The organism is Pseudomonas sp. D3-10 (genome assembly GCF_051132175.1).
In the GTDB taxonomy this organism is placed as follows: domain Bacteria; phylum Pseudomonadota; class Gammaproteobacteria; order Pseudomonadales; family Pseudomonadaceae; genus Aquipseudomonas.
This window is the reverse complement of sequence record NZ_CP071668.1, coordinates 5,599,815-5,618,152: the sequence shown is the minus strand read 5'-3', so window position 1 is coordinate 5,618,152 and position 18,338 is coordinate 5,599,815. Positions and strand designations below refer to the sequence as shown.

Genomic DNA, 18,338 nt, shown 5'->3' with positions numbered 1-18,338 from the left:
CGTTAGTCCTTAAGCCTTGGGCTCTGCGTCGGCGGGCTTCGGCGCGCTCGCCAGGGCCTGCAACAGCGCTGGGTCCTTGATCGCCTTCATGATGATTTCCTCGGCGCCGGTCTTGCCGTCCATGTAGGTCAGCAGGTTGGCCAATTGGGTACGCGCTTCGAGCAGCTTGTTCAGCGAGTCGATCTTGCGCGCCACGGCTGCCGGGCTGAAGTCGTCCATGCTTTCGAAGGTCAGGTCCAGGCTGAGGTTGCCTTCGCCGGTCAATTCGTTAGGCACATGGAACGCCACGCGCGGCTGCATGGCCTTGAGGCGCGAGTCGAAATTGTCGACGTCGATCTCGAGGAACTTGCGATCGGCCACCGGTGCCAGAGGCTCGGCGGGCTTGCCGGCGAGGTCGGCCATTACCCCCATGACGAAGGGCAACTGGACCTTTTTCTCGGCGCCGTAGAGCTCGACGTCGTACTCGATCTGCACTCGAGGCGCGCGGTTGCGCGCGATGAATTTCTGAGAACTTTGCTTCGCCACGTTGCTGCTCCTGGTCGCTTGAGCGACGGTGTTGGCGTCATCGGGAGGTACCTATGACGTGACTGCGTGATCCGCTCGCTTTTTATTCGCTTTCCGGGCCGCGCAGGTTTTCAAATTGACTCATGCCGTCGGGAATCAGATTGCGCACGATCGCCGCGAAGTCGGCGTGCACCAGATTCTTCGCCCGATTCAACAGCACCGGCAGCGGGCTGGAGGGCTCATGGCGGGTGTAGTACGCCAGGATCCGGTCCAGGCTGCGCAGCACGTCGTCACGGTTGTTGATTTCCCCCGGGACGGTACTGCGGGGCGCGCCTGGTGAGCTGGTGTATTCGACGGGTGCGGTGTCGTCGGTTTCGACAGGATCGGCAAGGTCGCTGTCGCCGCTCTGCGGGGCGAACTGACCGAGAATCTGCAACGCCATTTTCAACGGCTGCTTCAAAGGGCCGAGGTCCACGCCTTGGGCGGAACCGACCTGGTCGCTGACCTGCTGTTCGATGGCTTCGGCGGCGCTGCGGGCTTCCAGCAGGGCGGCACGGATGACTTCCAGCTGCTCGGGGTCGCTGTCGAGCAGGGCGCCGGCGAGCTGTTCGGCGCCGAGACTTTCATCGGGGAAACTTTGCAAGCCGCTGGCATTGGCGGCGGCGCGCAGGCTGACGGCGCCGAACGTTCGCGAGCGGGCCAGGATGCTCTCGCGCAACAGGCGAATGGTGACGTCCGACGTCAGGCCGGCGAGGGCATTGATGCGCACGGTGGGGTCGTTGTCGTCATCGGCGTCCAGGCGCGGGTGCAGGTCGGCCCAGTATTGCTTGAGCAACTCGCTGATCAGCGTCAATGCGCGGGCGAGGCCGGAAATGCCTTCCAGGGCAAGAGAGCTCTGCAACAGGAAATGAGTGATGCGCAGGTCTTTGCTGCGCTGCAACAGGTCCAGGCTCTGCTGCTGGATGCTGCGCCATTCAGGGGGTTCGGCGGGCAGGATCGAATCGCCCATGCTGCGTTCGGGCTGGCCTCGGGAATCACGTTCCAGGCGCAAGAAATCCGCGTCATATTCCAGGTCTTCACCGCAAGGCGAATTCGCGGAAACGGCGGCGAGCAACAAAGGCACATCCACTTGGATCGATCTCCCTATCACCCGCTGAAGAAGTCGGGCAGTGCACACGCAAGTTTCGGATGAAACTTCACATGTTCCTTGAGGATAATGGCGCTATAAGAGCGAGATGATCTTAAAGTGCCATCATGTATATTCAACAAGTTGTGCATTTTTGGTGTAGTACTTATCCGTTGTCAAGGTAAGCTATTTCGCCGATGTGACAGTTGTGAGGCGCTTAACAACCCGCGCGACTCGTAGGTCGAAGCAGGCACTGGAACAGGTTTTTTTGTCACGCAGGCCGGTTAAGATCAGCGATCATGCTGGCAAAAAGCCGTTCCGGTCGCAGGCAAGGATCCTATGTCGCATCGACGGGGCCCCGTTCTTATGTATCGCCAGCGACAAGAAGTATTCAGCAAGGAGGCGAGATGCCGCTGTGTTTGACTATCACTAGTTATCACAAGATTACCCCCGGACAATGTTCTGAAAAGACCTTGGGTCAGGGTGTGATGGCAATTGGCCGTAGTTCCGATAATGATTGGGTTCTGCCGGATCCGGAACGCCTGGTCTCGGGCAAGCATTGCGTTATCCAATACAAGGACGGGCGTTATTACTTGACCGATAACAGCACTAACGGTGTGGAGTTGGTCAAGGCCGGTATTCGCCTGCGCAAAGGCAATAGCGAGCCGTTGCAGGACGGCGAGATCATCCGCATTGGCGATTATGAGATCCAGGCGCGGGTCGACTTCGACCTGCCGATGACCGACAGCAATCCGTTCGCCGAAGCCCCCAGCAGTTTCGAAGCCTTGATGGGCCGTCAGAGCGCATCCGTGAATACGCCTTCGCCGATGCCCGTCGCCATGCCGGCCCACTTCCAGGGCGTTTCGTCCATGGACACACTGCCGGACCTGTTCGACTTCCTCACCCCGCCCAGCGTCCCGCCGGCGACCCAGCCGGATCATGTGCCGGCCGAGCAGCACGATTTCCGTGCGCCTACGCCGATCCCCCGCCCGAACCCCCCGCAGGTGGCTGAGCCGGTGTTCGAGCCAGTGGCGGGAACGCCGGCCCCGGTCATTCCGGCAGACTGGGATCTGTTCAGCGACAAGCCAGCGCCCGTGGCGCCGATTCCCGTTGCGCCGCTGCCCGAGCCGGTTCCCGTACCGGCAATCCCTGTGGTTGAGGTCGTTGCGCCGATTGAATCCGCGCCGCGACCAGAAGCGCCCGTCAGCCGCGTCGAACCGACGACCTCCCCGGTGCAAACCTCCCAACCCGACCTGCTCCAGGCTTTCCTGCGCGGCGCCGGGCTGGATCAGTTGCGCCTGGACAAGGCCAACGCCGAGGCGCAGATGGAGAGCATCGGGCGCAGTTATCGCTTGATGGTCGAAGGGCTGATCGATGTACTGCGCGCCCGCAGCAGCCTCAAGGGTGAATTCCGCATCCAGCAGACGATGATCCAGCCGGTGGAAAACAACCCGCTGAAGTTCGCCCCCAATGTCGATGAAGCCCTGCTGTTGCTGTTGCGCCATGGCAACCAGGCATTCATGGCCCCGGACGTGGCGGTGCGTGACAGTTTCGATGATCTGCGCGCCCACCAGTTGGCGGTCATGGCCGGCGTGGAAGCGGCGATCAAGCATTTGCTGGCGCGCTTCGAGCCGGCGCAACTGGAAGAACGCATGGCCAAGCCTGGTGGACTTTCAGGCATTTTCAGCGGCTCGCGACAGGCCCAGTACTGGCAGCAATTCACCGAGCTCTACAGCAACATTTCCCGGGAAGCCCAAGAGGATTTCCAGGACCTGTTCGGTCGTGAGTTCAGCCGCGCTTACGAAGAGCACAGCACACGACAGCGACGCCGTTGAGCGGCGCCGCCTTAACGATACTGATCAAGACAACAACGGATAGCTCAAACGTCATTGAGGACGCAGGATGATCCCCAGGTTTTTACTCGCAGTCGCCGTAGCGCTTCTGCTGACGGCGTGCGCCAAAGATGCGGCCCAACCCCAGCCCGAAGAAGCTGAGGCCGACACCGCCGCCGTCGAGCTGCACTTCCATTCCATCGCCGGGCTCAACCCCGGTGCCTCCGGCCAGCCAGCGCCGGTGCGGGTGCGTATTTTTGAACTGAAGAATGCGGCCACTTTTGGCCGCGCCGATTATTTCGCCTTGGCCGAGCGGGCCCAGGCGACGCTCGGTGCGGACCTGATCGACCAGGACGAAGTGCTGATCCAGCCGGACCAGCAATTGAGCCTGAAACGTGAGCTCGACCCGGCCACTCGGCACATCGGAATACTGGTGGGCTATCGCGAGTTGGACCAGTCGCTATGACGCACGGTGATGAATGTACCGGCGCGCGAATACACCGAATACCAGATCAGCCTCGACGTGCGCGCCGTGCGCAGCGCCGTCGTCGTTCCCCCATCCAGCCCTGCCCAATAAGGAATCGGAGCCCCCATGTCCTGGAACAATCGCGTGGTCTGGTCGGAAGGCATGTTCATTGGAACGCAGCACTTCCAGCAGCATGACCGTTACCTGGAAAACCTCATCGACGCCCGCAGCCGCCCCTTGTCGGCCGGTGCCTGGGGTTTTTCCGAATTGCTGATCGACCAGGGCCTGCTGGCCCAGGGCAAGCTGGCCATCCTCTCGGCGCGGGGCCTGCTGCCGGACGGCACGCCGTTCAACATTCCCCAGGATGATTTGGCGCCGACCCCACTGAACATCGACGACAACCTGCGCGATGGCGTGGTGTACCTGGCGTTGCCGCTCAAGCGCGCCGGTGCCCGCGACACCGTGGACGAAGGTGAAGACCTCGGTGCTGCGCGTTATGTCAGCCAGGTGTGTGAAGTGCGCGACGACAACGCGCCGTTCGAAAACCGCGCGCCGGTGGCCGTGGGTTCCCGGGCGTTGCGCTTGTTGACCGAACAGGATGGCATCGGTGACTACGCCGCGATTGGCGTGGTGCGCATCAAGGAAAAACGCGCCGACCGGGCCCTGGTCCTCGACGACAGCTACATTCCACCGCTGCTGGATGTGGCGGCTTCCAAGCCACTGGCGGCGTTTCGCAGCGAACTGCTGGGCCTGCTGCATCAACGCGGTGAAGCCTTGGCCGGGCGGGTGGTGGCCTCGGGGGCCGGTGGCGCCTCGGAGATCGCTGATTTCATGCTGCTGCAACTGGTCAACCGCGCCCAGCCGCTGATCCAGCACCTGAGCCAGTTGACGCCGCTGCACCCCGAGCGCTTCTACAGCGAACTCGTCAGCCTGGCGGGAGAATTCTCGACCTTTACCGCGTCAGCACGGCGGCCGCAGCCCTATCCGCAGTACCAGCACGACGACCTGGCGCTCAGCTACGCGCCGGTGATGCAGGCCTTGCGTGAGGCCCTGTCGATGTTGATCGACAGCAAGGCCACGCCGATCCCGATTGTTGAAAAAGCCTACGGCATTCACGTGGCGATGCTGGCCGACAAGACCCTGCTCGACAGCGCCAGTTTCATCCTGGTGGTACGCGCCGACGTGCCCGCCGAAACCCTGCGCGGCCGCTTCGGCCAGCAGAGCAAGGTCGGCTCGGTGGAGCACATCCGTGACCTGGTCAACCTGCAATTGCCGGGCATCGGCCTGCTGCCGTTGCCGGTAGCGCCACGCCAACTGCCGTACCACGCCGGTTCCACCTATTACGAGCTCGACCGAGGCAGCGATCACTGGCAGCAGTTGAGCAACTCCGGCGGCTTTGCGTTCCACATCGCCGGCCAGTTCCCGGGGCTGAACCTGGCGTTCTGGGCGATCCGAGGATAAACCGCGATGAGCAACGACGATCGTACCCAGTTCATGCCGACGCCCGGTGGCCGCGGCGCGGATCCGTTCCGTCCGGACCCGGCACGCCAACAGCCGACGCCCGCGCCGTTGTCGATGCCGGCCGCGCCGGTCCTGACCGGCAAGGCCCAGGGCCTCAACCCGTTGGAAAGCGCCGCCGGCCCGTTGCTGGCCCTGCTGACGCGCTTGCGCAACACCATCGCCCACCCGGCGCCGGCCAGCTTGCGCGCGCAACTGTTGGCCTACCTGCGCCAGTTCGAAGAGCGCGCCGAGGCCGCCGGCGTGGTGCGCAACGACGTGTTGCTGGCCCGCTACGCCTTGTGTACCGCCCTGGATGAAGCGGTGTTGAGCACCCCATGGGGTGGCACCAGCGATTGGGGCAAGCAAAGCCTTTTGATCACCGTGCATAACGAAGCCTGGGGCGGCGAGAAGGTGTTCCAGTTGCTGGAGCACTGCCTGCAAAGCCCGCGCGAGCGCTTGTATCTGCTGGAGCTTTTGTACCTGTGCATGTGCCTCGGGTTCGAAGGCCGTTATCGGGTAATGAACGACGGCCGCAGTCAATTGGAGGCGTTGCGCGAGCGTACCGCGGGCGTCATTCGCAGCGCTCGTGGCGACTACGAGCGCGAGCTGTCGCCGCACTGGCGCGGTGTCACCGTGGCCCGTGATCGCCTGGCGCAATTCATGCCGCCGTGGATCGCCCTGGCCATCGGCGCGGCGCTGCTGCTGGCGCTGCTGTTCGGCCTGCGCATGAAGCTGGCCTCCGACGCCGAGCCGGTGTTCAAGAACATCCACTTCCTCGGTGAAATCCCGGTGCAGACCATCGACCGTCCCGTGGTCCAGCCCAAAGTGGTCGAGCGCCCACGCCTGGCCGGTTTCCTCGCCGATGAAATCCGCTCCGGCAAGGTGGCCGTGGAAGACGCCGTCGATCGCTCGGTGGTGACCATCCGTGGCGATGAACTGTTCGCCTCCGGCAGCGCCAGCATCAAAGACGATTTCCAACCGCTGATGCTGCGCATCGCTGACGCGGTGCGCAAGGTCAAGGGCCAGGTGCTGGTGACTGGCCACAGCGACAATCGCCCGATCGCCACCCTGAGATTCCCGTCCAACTGGGCCTTGTCCGAGGCGCGGGCCCGGTCGGTGCTGGACATTCTTTCGGCCAAGACCGGCCAACCCGAGCGCTTCAGCGCCGAGGGCCGCAGCGACACCGAGCCGCTGGCGTCCAACGCCACGACCGAGGGGCGCGCGCGCAATCGACGGGTTGAAATCACAGTGTTGGCGGAGGGGGTCGAGTGAAGGCGTTTTTCAGTTTCATGATCCGCTGGGTCATTCCATTGCTGGGCCTGATCGCCCTCAGCCTGATCATCTGGTTCGTTGGCCCGCTGCTCGATTGGCTGGTGCCTGAAGGCCGCCGCTGGGCGTTGATCATTCTGGTGTTCGCAGTGTGGATCGCCTACCGGGTGTTGCGCATTATCCAGGCTCGGCGCCAAGCCGCCGAAGTGATGCGCAGCCTGGCCGCGCAGACGCCGCCGGACCCCACCAGCATCGCCACCGCCGAGGAACTCGAAACCCTGCGCCAGCGCATGGACGAAGCCTTGGCGTTGCTCAAGAAAGCCAAGCTCGGCGGTGACGAGAGGCGCAACCTCTACGAGCTGCCGTGGTACGTGATCATCGGCCCGCCCGGTTCCGGCAAGACCACCGCGCTGGTCAACTCCGGCCTGCATTTCCCGTTGGCCGCGCAGCTCGGCGCCGGTGCGGTGCGCGGCGTCGGCGGTACGCGCAATTGCGACTGGTGGTTCACCGACCAGGCCGTGCTGCTCGACACCGCTGGCCGCTACACCACCCAGGACAGTGACGCGGCCGTCGACAAGGCAGCATGGCTGGGCTTCCTCGGCCTGCTGAAAAAACAACGGGCACGTCGCCCCATCGACGGCGCGTTCATCGCCATCAGCCTCTCGGACCTGCTGCTGGGCAGCGACGCCGAACGCGCGGCCCACGCCGCGGCGATTCGCTTGCGGATCCAGGAGTTGTACACCCAACTGGGCGTGCGTTTCCCGGTCTACCTCATGCTCACCAAGCTCGACCTGGTGCCAGGCTTCATGGAGTACTTCGATAGCCTCAGCAAGGAAGAACGCGCCCAGGTCTGGGGCATGACCTTCGCGCTGGACGATGGCAAGAGCAACGACAGTCCGTTGGCGCACCTGCAAAGCGAATTCGCCCTGTTGGAACAGCGCCTGAACGACCGCTTGGTCGAGCGCTTGCAACAAGAGCGCGACCCGGCGCGGCGCGACCTGATCTACGGCTTCGCGCAGCAGTTCGGTGCGTTGAAGGATTGCCTGCAAAGCTTCCTCGACGGCGTGTTCAAACCCAACGCCTTTGAAGAGCGGGTATTGCTGCGCGGTGTGTACTTCACCAGCGGCACCCAGGAAGGCAGCCCGATCGATCGTCTGATCGGCTCCATGGCCCAGAGCATGAACCTGGACCGCCAGCACCTGGCGCGCCAGACCGGCACCGGACGCAGCTACTTCATCGAAAAACTGTTCAGCGCCGTGGCGTTTGCCGAGCGCGGGCTGGTGGGGGTGGACCCGAAAGTCGAGCGCCGGCGCAAGTGGATCGCTCGTGGCGTGCTCGCGTCAACCGTCGTGCTGGTGTTGGTGGTCAGCACGTTGTGGTGGGTCAGCTATCGCGCCAACCAGGCCTACATCGCCCAGGTCGACCAGAAGGTCGCGCCGCTGGGCCAGACCGTGCAGAACCTCAGCCCGGCCCAGCGCGACGTGCTTGCGGTGTTGCCGCTGCTCAACGCCGTGAAACACCTGGCCGACGACGCCCCCGATTGGGCTGAAGGTTTGGGGCTCTATCAGGGCGACATGCTGGAAGCCGAGTCCGGTAGCGTCTACCGCAAGCTGTTGATCGCGGTGTTCGCGCCACGCCTGCTGACGCGCATCGAAGAGCAACTGCACAGCGGCGGCAATTCGGACTTCCTCTACGAAGGCTTGAAGGCCTATCTGATGCTCGCCGATAACGAGCATTACGACGCCGACTTCATCAAGGCCTGGATCGCTTTGGATTGGGATCGCAGCTTGCCACGGGACTTGCCAGCCGAGCAGCGCCAAGCCCTGACCGGACATTTGCAGGCACTGTTCGAACGGCGTCCGCCGACCGCGCGCCTGGACCCACGGCTGATCGAAGACCTGCGCCGCCAGTTGCAACAGTTGCCGGTGGCCCAGCGCGTCTACGACCGCATCAAGCGCCAGAAGCTGCCAGAAGGCATTGCGGACTTCCGCATCAACGAAGCCGCCGGGCGTGACGCTGCGCTGGTGTTCAGCCGCAAGAGCGGCAAGCCGTTGGGCGAACCGTTGAGTGGGTTCTTCACGGTCAAAGGGTATCGCCAGGGCTTTTTGCTCAGCAGCCTGAGCCAGACTGGCACCTTGGCTGAAGAGCAATGGGTGCTGGGCCATGAAGAGGCCGACCAACAGAACGTCGCCAGCCTGGCCGCCGATGTGCGTCGCCTGTATTTCCAGGACTACATGCGCCAATGGGACGCCTTGCTGGCCGACATCGACTTCGTGCCGATCACCAGCGTGGCCCAGGCCGCCGATGTGCTGCGGGTGATTTCCGGCCCGACCTCGCCGCTGAAAAAACTGCTGGTGGCAGTGGCGAAGGAAACCGACCTGCAACAGGATGAGCGCCTGCTGGCCGCCCAAGGCGCGCCGGTGGAGGGCAGCGTGGACAAGCTCAAGGAGCGCCTCGGCAGCCTGCTCGGCCAGGAACAGGCGACATCGAACGCGCCGACGGCGAGCGATGATCCGATCACCGCGCATTTCGCCGAGCTCAACAGCATCGTCAACAAGAACGAAGGCGAACCGGCGGCCATCGACGGCCTGTTGTCCGACATGAACGCGCTGTACGTGCAAGTCAGCGCCATGGTCGGCGCCAGCGGCGATGCCTTGCTCGGCGAGGCCAAGAACCAGGCGTCGGCCGCCGCTACCCGGGTGAGCCTCAACGCCGAACGCCAGCCGCCACTTGTGCAGGGCTTGGTCAAGTCAGTGGTCAATTCCACCACCAACACCATGATGGGCGGGGTGCGCAATCAACTGAACGCGGCCTGGACCAGCGAAGTGGTGAACATCTACCGCCAGTCCCTGGCCGGACGTTACCCGATGTCGCCAGGCAGTGCGCGGGACGCCACCCTTGATGACTTCGGCCAGTTCTTCGGCGTCGGCGGGGTGATGGACAACTACTTCCGCAAGTACCTGCAACCGTACGTGGATACCTCGACGCAAACCTGGCGCTGGCAGCCGGGCGCGGCGCAGAAGCTCGGGATTTCTCCTGGCGTGTTGCAGACCTTCCAGCGCGCGGCGACCATCCGCGATGCGTTTTTCCGCTCCGGCGGCACCCAGCCGATGGTGCGCTTCGAGCTCAAGCCGGTGGCGATGGATTCGACCATCACCCAGTTCCTGCTCGACCTCGACGGTCAGCAGCTGAGCTACGACCACGGCCCGAGCCGCCCGACCGCGTTGCAGTGGCCGAACCCCGGCAGCATCGGCGTGGTGCGGATTTCGATCATGCCACCTTCCTCCAGCGGTCGTTCCGGTATCACCCTGGATGGGCCATGGGCCTGGTTCCGCCTGCTGGAACAATCGGACCTGACCGCCGGCAACTCGCCGGATCGCTTCAACCTGCGCCTGCGGGTCGATGGCGCAAGCGCCTCTTATGAGCTGCGGGCCAACAGTGCTTTCAACCCGTTCAAGAGCCGCGTGCTCAGCGGCTTCAGCCTGCCGGAGCGTCTATGAGTACGCCGGGCTTCTATGGAAAGTTGGCCAGCCGCGGGGATTTCGTCAGCCGAGGCTTGCCCCAGAGTTTTATCAAACCGTGGGACTCCTGGCTGGCGGCGGGTTTGCTCGCCAGCCAGAGCAGCCTCGGCGAGCGTTGGTTGGACGCCTATCTGGTCAGCCCGCTATGGCGCTTCATGGTCGCGCCCGGCGTGTGCGGCCCGGACGCTGCCGTCGGGGTGGTGATGCCCAGCATCGACCGGGTCGGGCGCTATTTCCCGCTGACCGTCGCGGTATTGATGGACGCGGAGGCGGACCCAGCCTCGGTGGTCGGTGGCGCGGACGACTGGTTCGGGCGAGTGGAGAACCTGTTGCTGAGCACATTGAGCGTGGAAGCCAGTTTCGAAGCGTTCAGCGAAGAGCTTGAAACCCTTGGCAGCCCAATGTGCCTGCCGCGCACCTTGAGCAGTCGCTTCGCCAGCCTGCATCGTTTCGATGCCACCGATCCGCAGCGAAGGATGAGCGCCCTGGCCGAGTCGGCCTGTGAAGGCGCAAGCCTGTGGTGGGGCCTGGGTTCGGAGCGCATCGCGCCCGGTTTGATGCGCTGCCAGGGATTACCGGCGGCGGCTGATTTTGCGCAATTTTTGCTCGGCCAAGAAGGTGTTGTGTAGATGCGTCCAAGTGCCGGAAAAGCAATCAAGTCTGCAAGCAAGAGCCACGTCGGCATGGTCCGCCAGGTCAACGAAGATGCCTGCCTGGACATGCCTGAAAACGGCCTGTGGGTGGTCGCCGATGGCATGGGCGGGCACGCGGCGGGCGACTACGTCAGCAGCCTGATCATCGACAGCCTGCGCAGCATTGCCGTGGGCCGTTCCCTGGATGAATACATCGCGGCACTGCAAAGCGACCTGTTGCGGGTGAACGCCGCCGTGCGCGAAGAAACCGCCAACCGTGGCGTGACCATGATGGGCAGCACCGTGGTGGTGCTGGCCGCCCGCGACCTGCGCGGCATGTGCCTGTGGGCCGGTGACAGCCGGTTGTATCGCCTGCGCGATGGCGTGCTCGAAAGCATTTCCCGGGACCACAGCTACGTCCAGGACTTGCAAGACAGCGGCCTGCTCAGCGAAGCCGAAGCCCGCGTGCATCCACGCGCCAACATCGTCACCCGCGCCATCGGCGTCGAGGCGCAACTGAACCTGGCGCTGGCCGAATTGCTGCTGGTGCCCGGCGACAGCTACCTACTGTGCAGCGACGGCCTGACCAAGACCGTCGAGGACGAGGAAATCCGTGAAGTATTGAGCCACGACGAGCCCGGCGAGATCGCCAGTAGCCTGGTGTCCCTGGGCCTGATGCGCGGCGCGCCGGACAACATCACCGTGGTCGTCGTGAAGGTGCCGTCATGAGCTTGACCCTTAACCTTGTCATCCCCGGTTACGACATCGACGGCGAGATCGGCGAAGGCGCGATGGCCAGCGTGTACCTGGCGACCCAGCGTTCGCTGGAGCGCAAGGTGGCATTGAAAGTCATGGCGGCAGCCCTGGCCGCCGACCCGACGTTCTGCGAGCGTTTCCTGCGCGAAGGCAAGACCCTGGCGCGCTTGTCCCACCCGCACACGGTCACCATCCATGACATCGGCAACGTCGGTGAGCTGTATTACATGGCGATGGAATACCTGCCCAACGGCACGCTCAAGGAACGCATCGCCGCGGGCCTGACGCCGGAGCAGGGCCTGACCTACATTCGCCAAATCGCGTCGGCCCTTGGGTATGCCCACGGCTTGGGGTTGGTCCACCGCGACGTGAAGCCGGCCAACATCCTCTTTCGCGCCGACGGCACGGCGGTGCTGTCGGACTTCGGCATCGCCAAATCCCTGGACGACCGCACCCAGTTCACCCAAGCCGGTTTCGCCGTTGGCACACCGAGCTACATGAGCCCGGAACAGGCCCGTGGGCAAGACATCGACGGTCGCGCCGACCTGTACGCCTTGGGCGTGGTGCTCTATGAAATCCTCGTCGGCAAGTTGCCGTACACCGGCAACGATGCACTGTCCACGGCCCTGGCGCACCTGACCGAGCCCTTGCCGGAACTGCCGGTGCACCATGGCCGTTACCAGGACGTGCTGCGCAAGTTGCTGGCGAAGGATCCGGCGGAGCGTTTCCCGGATGCGGCGGCGCTGCTGCGGGCGCTGGATAATTTGCCGGAGCAATCGTCGGAAGCGACGCTGATCCGGCCGTTGTCGTTTGAACTGCCGGTCGTGCCGCCTGCGGTGGATGACTTGGCGGGCTTGACGCCCATGTCCATCGACATTCCCAGCGGTCCGGCTTACTCGCCGCCACAACCCAAGCCTGTGCCACCGCCGCTCAAGCCAACAGCGCAATCCACGGTTTCGGAGCAACGCAAGGGTCCGGTGTTTGCCCTCGCGGCTGTTGCGGTGGCCGTGGCGTTGGCGCTGGGTGGCGCGGGTTATTGGTGGTTGTCTGGCAATGACGGCAAAGAGATGAAAACGCCGATTGCCAAGACGACCTCGGCCAAGCCCCCTGAAGTCACCCCGCCGAAAGCCCCTGACGTACCTGCGGTCAAGCCGCCCGTGGTGACCGAGGCCGATGGCGGCCAGCGTCCGCTGCTGATGGCTGGCAAGAAAACCCTGTTCCAGCGCGTGCTCAGCAAACCGGGGGCCAAGTTGGCCGCCGAGCCTGGCGCTGCGCCGGGCAAGGCGTTGCCGGCGTTCTCCGTGCTGTACGTCTACCAGCGCAAGGACGTGAACGGCAGCGCCTGGGTGCGCGTCGGCGCCGCCACCGACGGGCGCAGCGACGGCTGGTTGCCCGCCGCTCAGGTCAGCGATTGGAAACAGAGCCTGGTGCTCAAGTTCACCGAGCGCTCCGGCCGTGCGCCGGTGATGTTCCTGCGTCAGCCCGGCGAAGTGGAGAAGCTACTGGCCAACCCGGCCGCCGCCAAAAACGCGTTGCTCAAAGCTCAGCAGAAGCCCCAGGACGATCAACAAGTGCTGGCTCTGGAGCCGGCCGCCAGCGCCGTGCCGCAGAATCAGTTCTATCTGCTGCCAATCTTCGATTCCCGCGAGAGCTTCGACGATAACGGACAGCCGGTGCAGTTGCTGAACGTGGCGTCCATCGACCCTGGCACCGCCCAAAAGGCTGCGACCAACACGCCGGTCACCGCCGCCAACGCCGACGCGTTCCGTACCGCCGTGGTGCTGGTGGTGGACACCACCGTGTCCATGCAGCCCTACATCGATCAGGTCCGTGACGTGGTGCATCAATTGCAGACTCGCATCGGCGAACGTGGCGAGCTTGATAGCGTCAGTTTCGGCATGGTGGGTTTTCGCAGCAGCATCAAGAAAACCCCAGGCCTGGAATACACCGCCAAGACCTTGATCACCCTGGAACAGGGCCGCGACCCGCAACGCTTCCTGGAGATGGCGCGGCAGGTCAAGGCATCTACCGTGTCGAGCCATTCGTTTAATGAAGATGCGTTTGCCGGTGTCATGGAGGCGGTGGAAGGGATGGACTGGTCCGGCTACGGCGGCCGGCTGATCCTGCTCGTCACCGACGCCGGTGCGCTGCGCAAGAACGACCCATTTGCCGCCACGCAAATGAACGAGGCCGAAGTGCGCCAGGCGGCGTTGGGCAAGCAAATCAAGATATACGCCCTGCACCTGCTCAGCGACGCCGGCAAGAAAACCCACGCTGGCGCACAGTCCCAATACCGCACACTGACTGCCGACGCCAACCCGCAAATCGGTGACCTGTACATTGCGGTGCCGGGTGCCGACGTACGTAAGTTCGGTGATCGGGTCGACGAAATCGGCTCGGTGTTCGCCGACCTCGTCCACCAGGTGCGCAGCAACAAGCCGCAAAGCGTGCCGCTGCTCAGCGCCGCGCCGAGCCTGGCCGACAAATCGGCAGCGGTCGGCTACGCGATGCACATGGACTTCCTGGGGCGCAAAGCCGCCAGCCAGGCGCCGCAATTGGTCAGCGCCTGGACCGCCGACCGCGACCTGACCAACCCGGCGCTGCCGGCATTCCAGGTCTGCGTGATGCTGACCAAGCTGCAACTCAACGACCTGCAGCAATCGCTGAAGCTCATCGTCGACGCGGCCCGCAAAACCCAGAGCTCGCCCAAGGATTTCTTCCAGGAAATCGCCAGCGCCAGCGCCTATATGAGCCGCGACCCATCGGCCCTGCGCAAAGGCGGCAACCTCGCCACGGGTGGGATTCTCGGCGAGTACCTGGAAGGGCTGCCGTACCGCAGCAAATCGCTGAACATGACCCAGGATTTGTGGCTGTCGTTGAGCGTGGCCGAGCAGGAGGATTTCATCGACGAGCTGGAATCAAAGATCCGCCTCTACGAAACCTTCCACAACGACCTCGCCAATTGGGTGCGCTTCGGCGATGCCGAGCCGGGCGACGCCTTGTACCGCGTTCCGTTGTCGACGCTGCCGTGATGCTGAACCTGAGCGCAGTGCACAAGAGCCGGGGCGCCGGTGGCCAACGCTACAGCCTGGTGATTCCACGGCTGCAACTGCGCGCCGGTGAACAGCTGGCGGTGGTCGGTCCCAGCGGCTGCGGCAAGAGCACCTTGCTGGACTTGCTGGCGCTGGTGCTGGCGCCGGATCAGGCGGGGCAGTTCGACTTCACGCCGGCCAACGCGCCGCTGGACATCGCCAAACTGTGGCGCACGTCGCAACAAGGCACCTTGGCTGAGTTGCGCGGCCGCCACCTGGGCTATGTTCTGCAAACCGGTGGCCTGCTGGGCTTCCTGGACGTACGCGGCAACATCGCGTTGTCGCGCAAACTGCTGGGCTTGAAGGATGACGGCAGCGTGAAGCGCCTGGCCGGACAATTGGACATTGCCGATCAACTGGACAAGAAACCCGCGGATCTTTCCGTCGGCCAGCGCCAGCGGGTCAGTTGCGCCCGCGCCTTGGCCCATGGCCCGCGCCTGCTGCTGGCCGACGAACCGACCGCCGCCCTCGACCCGCTGAACGCCGAGCGCGTCATGCAGTTGTTGGTCACCCAGGCCCGCGAGCAGGGTGTCTGCTGTGTGGTCGCCACCCATGACGAGGCGCTGGCCCGCGCCAGCGGCTTGCAAGTGCTGCGCATCAGTTGCCGCCGCGATGCCGACGGCGGCGTCACCGCTACGCTCGGGGAGGCCTGCTGATGCGCGGCGCGCTGGTGGCTTCCCTGGCCTGGCAGGATTACCGCAACGACGCTTGGCTGTCGGCGTGTTCGGTGCTGGCGTTGGTGGCCGTGGTGGCGCCGTTGCTGGTGCTGTTCGGCCTGAAGTTCGGCCTGGTCAGCAGCCTGACCGAGCGCCTGGAACGTGACCCGGCTACCCGGGAAATCATCCCGTTGGGCGGTGGCCGTTTCAGTGCCGCCTTCGTCGAGCAATTGGGACAGCGCAGCGACGTCGCCTTCGCCTTGCCGCGCACCCGACAGATCGCGGCCACGGCGGATCTGAGCAGCGAGGCTGCCGCCGTCACGGTCGAGATGATTCCCACGGCCGCTGGCGACCCTTTGTTCGATCGCCTGCCGGTGCCGCAGGGCTTGGATCAAGTGGTGCTCAGCCAGACCGCCGCCGAGAAACTCGGCGCCAAGGCTGGTGATTGGTTGCAGGCCGGTTTCGGCCGGCAAGTGGCCGGTCGCAGCGAGGCGCAGCGCGCTCGCGTGCAGGTGATGCATGTGCTGCCACTGGAAGCCTTCGCCCGGGACGGCCTGTTTGCCCCGCTGGCGTTGCTGGAGGCCGCCGAGGATTACCGCGACGGCCGTGCCGTGCCCGCGTTCGGCTGGCCGGGCGATGCAGTGGGCGAGGTTGGGCAGCGGGTCTATCCGGCGTTCCGCCTGTACGCGCGCAACCTTGGTGATGTCGAGCCGCTGCGCCAGTACTTCGCCAGGCAGAACCTGTTGGTGTCGACCCAGGCCCAGACCATCGCACAGGTGCAATCGTTGAGCCGCAACCTGTCGATCGTGTTCTGGATCATCGCCGGGTTGGCGTTGGCCGGCGCGTTCGCAGCGATTTTTGCCGGGGCCCTGGCAGCGGTGGAGCGCAAGCGTCGGGAGCTGTCGGTGCTGCGCCTGCTGGGCGTGTCCACGGCGGCGCTGTTGTTGTTCGTGGTGTTGCAGGCGCTCTACAGCGCCACGTTTGCGGCCCTGCTGAGCGCCGGGCTGTATGGCCTGGCGCAGTCGGGCCTCAATTATTTATTTGCGCAGATGCCCGGCGAGTACGCCAGCCATCTGCTGGTGCGTCATTACACCTTGGCCCTGGTGGCCGTGCTCGGCATCAGCGCCGTCGCGGCGGCGTGTGGCGGCTGGCGGGTGGCGCGCATCCAGGCATGTGAAGGAATTCGCGATGTATAAGTTATTGGGCGCCGCCGTGGCGCTGAGCCTGGCCGGTCTGGTCTGTGCCGATGAAGGCACGGACAAGCTGGACAACCCCAAGCCGTTGCCCGACGACGTCAGCCTGCCGCTGCCGTGTGAAGGGCAAATGGTGTTTCGCTACGTCTACATTCTTGCCCAAGGGACCCTGGACGACCGCGAGATCAGCCTCGGCTACCCGTTCAGCGAAGGCGAGGCCGGCTACCAGCAGTCGTTCATTTCCGGCTACCGGCGTGACTTCATCAATGGCCAGTTCACCCTCAAGGATTTGCCCAAGGATTGGAACAAGACCATCACGCCGTTGATGCCCAAGACCGACGCCAAGACGCCGCTCAAGCCGATGCTGTACTTCATCGGCAAATACGAAGTCACCGCTCGCCAGTACGCTCAGGTCATGGCCCAGGCGCAATCCCTGGCCAGCGGCGAGCCGGCGCCGGCCTGCGAAGCCTTGCAAGCCGAGTTGCCCCAGGGTATGGCCGGGCGCTTGCCGAAGGTGAAACTGTCGAAATTCGAGGCCGAGCGCTTTGCGGCGGTGTACAGCGCCTGGCTGATGAAATACCACAAGGACCTGCTGCCAGTGAGCGGTCGCGGCGCATCCGCCGAAGACGGCGGCCTGGGCTTCGTGCGTCTGCCCACCGAAGTGGAGTGGGAATTCGCCGCCCGAGGTGGGCAAGCTGTGAGCCGTCAGGACCTGGAAGGGCGCTTGTTCCCCCGGCGCCTTGAAGGCAGTGAAAGCGACGGGCCGCTGGCCGATTGGGCAGTGTTCAACCAAGTCGCCGGCGGCACGGGCCAAGCGGCGCGTTTGATGCCCATCGGCACCAAGTTGCCGAACCCCATCGGCCTGTTCGACGTGGTGGGCAACGCCGCCGAAATGGTCCAGGAATCATTCCAACTGGTGCACGCCGGTCGCCGTCAGGGCGCCTATGGCGGCTTCGTGGTCAAGGGCGGCAACTACCTGGAAGGCGAGGGCACGTTGTTCACCGGCATGCGCCGCGAGTACCCGTTGTTCGCCGCGGACGGCACCGAGCAAAACAACGAAACCACCGGTTTCCGTGTGGCTGTCGGCGCGTTGTCGGCGCCGCGTTCGCGCTACAAGGAACTGTACGCCCAGTGGCAGAAAGAGGGCCGGCTCGCGTCCCTGACCGACGCCATCGACGACGCCGAAGACCCGACCAAGCGCCTGGACAGCATCATCGCCGCCAGCGCCGACCCGCGCCTTCAAGCGGAGTTGGGCCTGGTCAACGAAGAGCTCAAGCGCAACGTCTCGCTCATCGCCCAACAGCGCGAGGAAGCGGCGGGCAACCTGATCCAGTCTTCGGCCCTGGTGGCCGAGACCATCAACAACTACAACATTCGCCTGACCAACCTGCAGAACAGTCGGCAGGCGGCCCTGGATGCCAAGGACGACGCCAGCGCCACGCTGTTTGCCACGGCCATTGAAAATGGTCGCAGTGCGCTGGACGGCGCGGTGGCGATCTACATCGACAACCTGGCGACCGGCACGCGCTACACCGATGCCGTGATCCAGGCGCAATTGCAGCGCATCAAGGAAGAGCTTGAGCGCAAACCGGTACTGGGCAAGAGCCTGGTGGCGCGTGCAACGTTATTCGTTCGCCATGTCGGGGATTATCGTCAGCAGAAACGAGCCGACCCGGCGGCGATATTGAAGCAATTGCTCGCATCGAGCGCTCAGCGGTCTTGAGTGTTCGTTGTCAGCGAGCTTGGAAGGGACTCAGGCGGCGATGGGGCCGTGCTGAGCTGGTCAAAACT

12 protein-coding genes and 1 pseudogene are annotated in these 18,338 nt (G+C 64.3%); 11 read left to right on the top strand and 2 right to left on the bottom strand.

Annotation, left to right across the window (positions count from 1 at the left end):
* Positions 1–9: 9 nt before the first annotated feature.
* Both tssB and tssA read right to left on the bottom strand, forming a co-directional pair.
* Positions 10–525: a type VI secretion system contractile sheath small subunit gene (tssB, locus tag J3P90_RS25575; protein ID WP_186633609.1), complete on the bottom strand. Its 516-nt coding sequence runs from the start codon at positions 523–525 to the stop codon at positions 10–12.
* A gap of 82 nt (positions 526–607) precedes the next feature.
* Positions 608–1,633 carry a type VI secretion system protein TssA gene (gene tssA / locus J3P90_RS25570; protein ID WP_434675570.1) on the bottom strand — a complete coding sequence of 342 codons (1,026 nt, stop codon included), beginning with the start codon at positions 1,631–1,633 and terminating at the stop codon, positions 608–610.
* A gap of 404 nt (positions 1,634–2,037) precedes the next feature.
* Between tssA and tagH the strand changes: the two genes are divergently transcribed.
* From tagH to J3P90_RS25515, 11 genes and pseudogenes are all read left to right on the top strand, one after another.
* A complete protein-coding gene (gene tagH / locus J3P90_RS25565) occupies positions 2,038–3,465 on the top strand; it encodes a type VI secretion system-associated FHA domain protein TagH (RefSeq protein WP_434675569.1) in 1,428 nt (475 codons plus the stop codon).
* 67 nt (positions 3,466–3,532) lie between these two features.
* Positions 3,533–4,039, top strand: a pseudogene (tssJ, locus tag J3P90_RS25560) (type VI secretion system lipoprotein TssJ).
* Between the two features lie 15 nt (positions 4,040–4,054).
* Complete coding sequence (gene tssK / locus J3P90_RS25555) at positions 4,055–5,389, top strand: type VI secretion system baseplate subunit TssK (protein ID WP_420767139.1); 1,335 nt, start codon at positions 4,055–4,057, stop codon at positions 5,387–5,389.
* A gap of 6 nt (positions 5,390–5,395) precedes the next feature.
* Positions 5,396–6,700 carry a DotU family type VI secretion system protein gene (locus J3P90_RS25550; protein ID WP_434561605.1) on the top strand — a complete coding sequence of 435 codons (1,305 nt, stop codon included), beginning with the start codon at positions 5,396–5,398 and terminating at the stop codon, positions 6,698–6,700.
* Positions 6,697–10,197: a type VI secretion system membrane subunit TssM gene (tssM, locus tag J3P90_RS25545; RefSeq protein WP_434675568.1), complete on the top strand. Its 3,501-nt coding sequence runs from the start codon at positions 6,697–6,699 to the stop codon at positions 10,195–10,197. The genes J3P90_RS25550 and tssM overlap by 4 nt, the downstream gene beginning before the upstream one ends.
* Positions 10,194–10,847, top strand: coding sequence for a type VI secretion system-associated protein TagF (gene tagF, locus J3P90_RS25540; RefSeq protein ID WP_434608839.1), 654 nt, complete (start codon positions 10,194–10,196; stop codon positions 10,845–10,847). The genes tssM and tagF overlap by 4 nt, the downstream gene beginning before the upstream one ends.
* The gene (locus J3P90_RS25535) at positions 10,848–11,579 is read left to right on the top strand and encodes a PP2C family protein-serine/threonine phosphatase (RefSeq protein ID WP_434561609.1); all 732 of its coding nucleotides are present in this window, start codon (positions 10,848–10,850) and stop codon (positions 11,577–11,579) included.
* Positions 11,576–14,638 (top strand): serine/threonine-protein kinase, encoded by a 3,063-nt coding sequence (locus tag J3P90_RS25530; RefSeq protein WP_434675567.1) that lies wholly within the window; start codon positions 11,576–11,578, stop codon positions 14,636–14,638. Before J3P90_RS25535 ends, J3P90_RS25530 begins: the two co-directional genes overlap by 4 nt.
* Complete coding sequence (locus tag J3P90_RS25525) at positions 14,638–15,354, top strand: ABC transporter ATP-binding protein (RefSeq protein ID WP_420767175.1); 717 nt, start codon at positions 14,638–14,640, stop codon at positions 15,352–15,354. Before J3P90_RS25530 ends, J3P90_RS25525 begins: the two co-directional genes overlap by 1 nt.
* Positions 15,354–16,550 (top strand): ABC transporter permease, encoded by a 1,197-nt coding sequence (locus tag J3P90_RS25520; protein ID WP_434608843.1) that lies wholly within the window; start codon positions 15,354–15,356, stop codon positions 16,548–16,550. Before J3P90_RS25525 ends, J3P90_RS25520 begins: the two co-directional genes overlap by 1 nt.
* The gene (locus tag J3P90_RS25515) at positions 16,543–18,270 is read left to right on the top strand and encodes a formylglycine-generating enzyme family protein (RefSeq protein WP_434608845.1); all 1,728 of its coding nucleotides are present in this window, start codon (positions 16,543–16,545) and stop codon (positions 18,268–18,270) included. Before J3P90_RS25520 ends, J3P90_RS25515 begins: the two co-directional genes overlap by 8 nt.
* The last annotated feature ends 68 nt before the right edge of the window (positions 18,271–18,338 follow it).

What these genes read in the sequence shown, in the direction of transcription:
- J3P90_RS25520 (WP_434608843.1), top strand. Translation starts at nt 15,354, where the DNA reads ATGCGCGGCGCGCTGGTGGCTTCCCTGGCCTGGCAGGATTACCGCAAC.
- tssK (WP_420767139.1), top strand. Translation starts at nt 4,055, where the DNA reads ATGTCCTGGAACAATCGCGTGGTCTGGTCGGAAGGCATGTTCATTGGA.
- J3P90_RS25525 (WP_420767175.1), top strand. Translation starts at nt 14,638, where the DNA reads ATGCTGAACCTGAGCGCAGTGCACAAGAGCCGGGGCGCCGGTGGCCAA.
- tagF (WP_434608839.1), top strand. Translation starts at nt 10,194, where the DNA reads ATGAGTACGCCGGGCTTCTATGGAAAGTTGGCCAGCCGCGGGGATTTC.
- J3P90_RS25550 (WP_434561605.1), top strand. Translation starts at nt 5,396, where the DNA reads ATGAGCAACGACGATCGTACCCAGTTCATGCCGACGCCCGGTGGCCGC.
- J3P90_RS25515 (WP_434608845.1), top strand. Translation starts at nt 16,543, where the DNA reads ATGTATAAGTTATTGGGCGCCGCCGTGGCGCTGAGCCTGGCCGGTCTG.
- J3P90_RS25535 (WP_434561609.1), top strand. Translation starts at nt 10,848, where the DNA reads ATGCGTCCAAGTGCCGGAAAAGCAATCAAGTCTGCAAGCAAGAGCCAC.
- J3P90_RS25530 (WP_434675567.1), top strand. Translation starts at nt 11,576, where the DNA reads ATGAGCTTGACCCTTAACCTTGTCATCCCCGGTTACGACATCGACGGC.
- tagH (WP_434675569.1), top strand. Translation starts at nt 2,038, where the DNA reads ATGCCGCTGTGTTTGACTATCACTAGTTATCACAAGATTACCCCCGGA.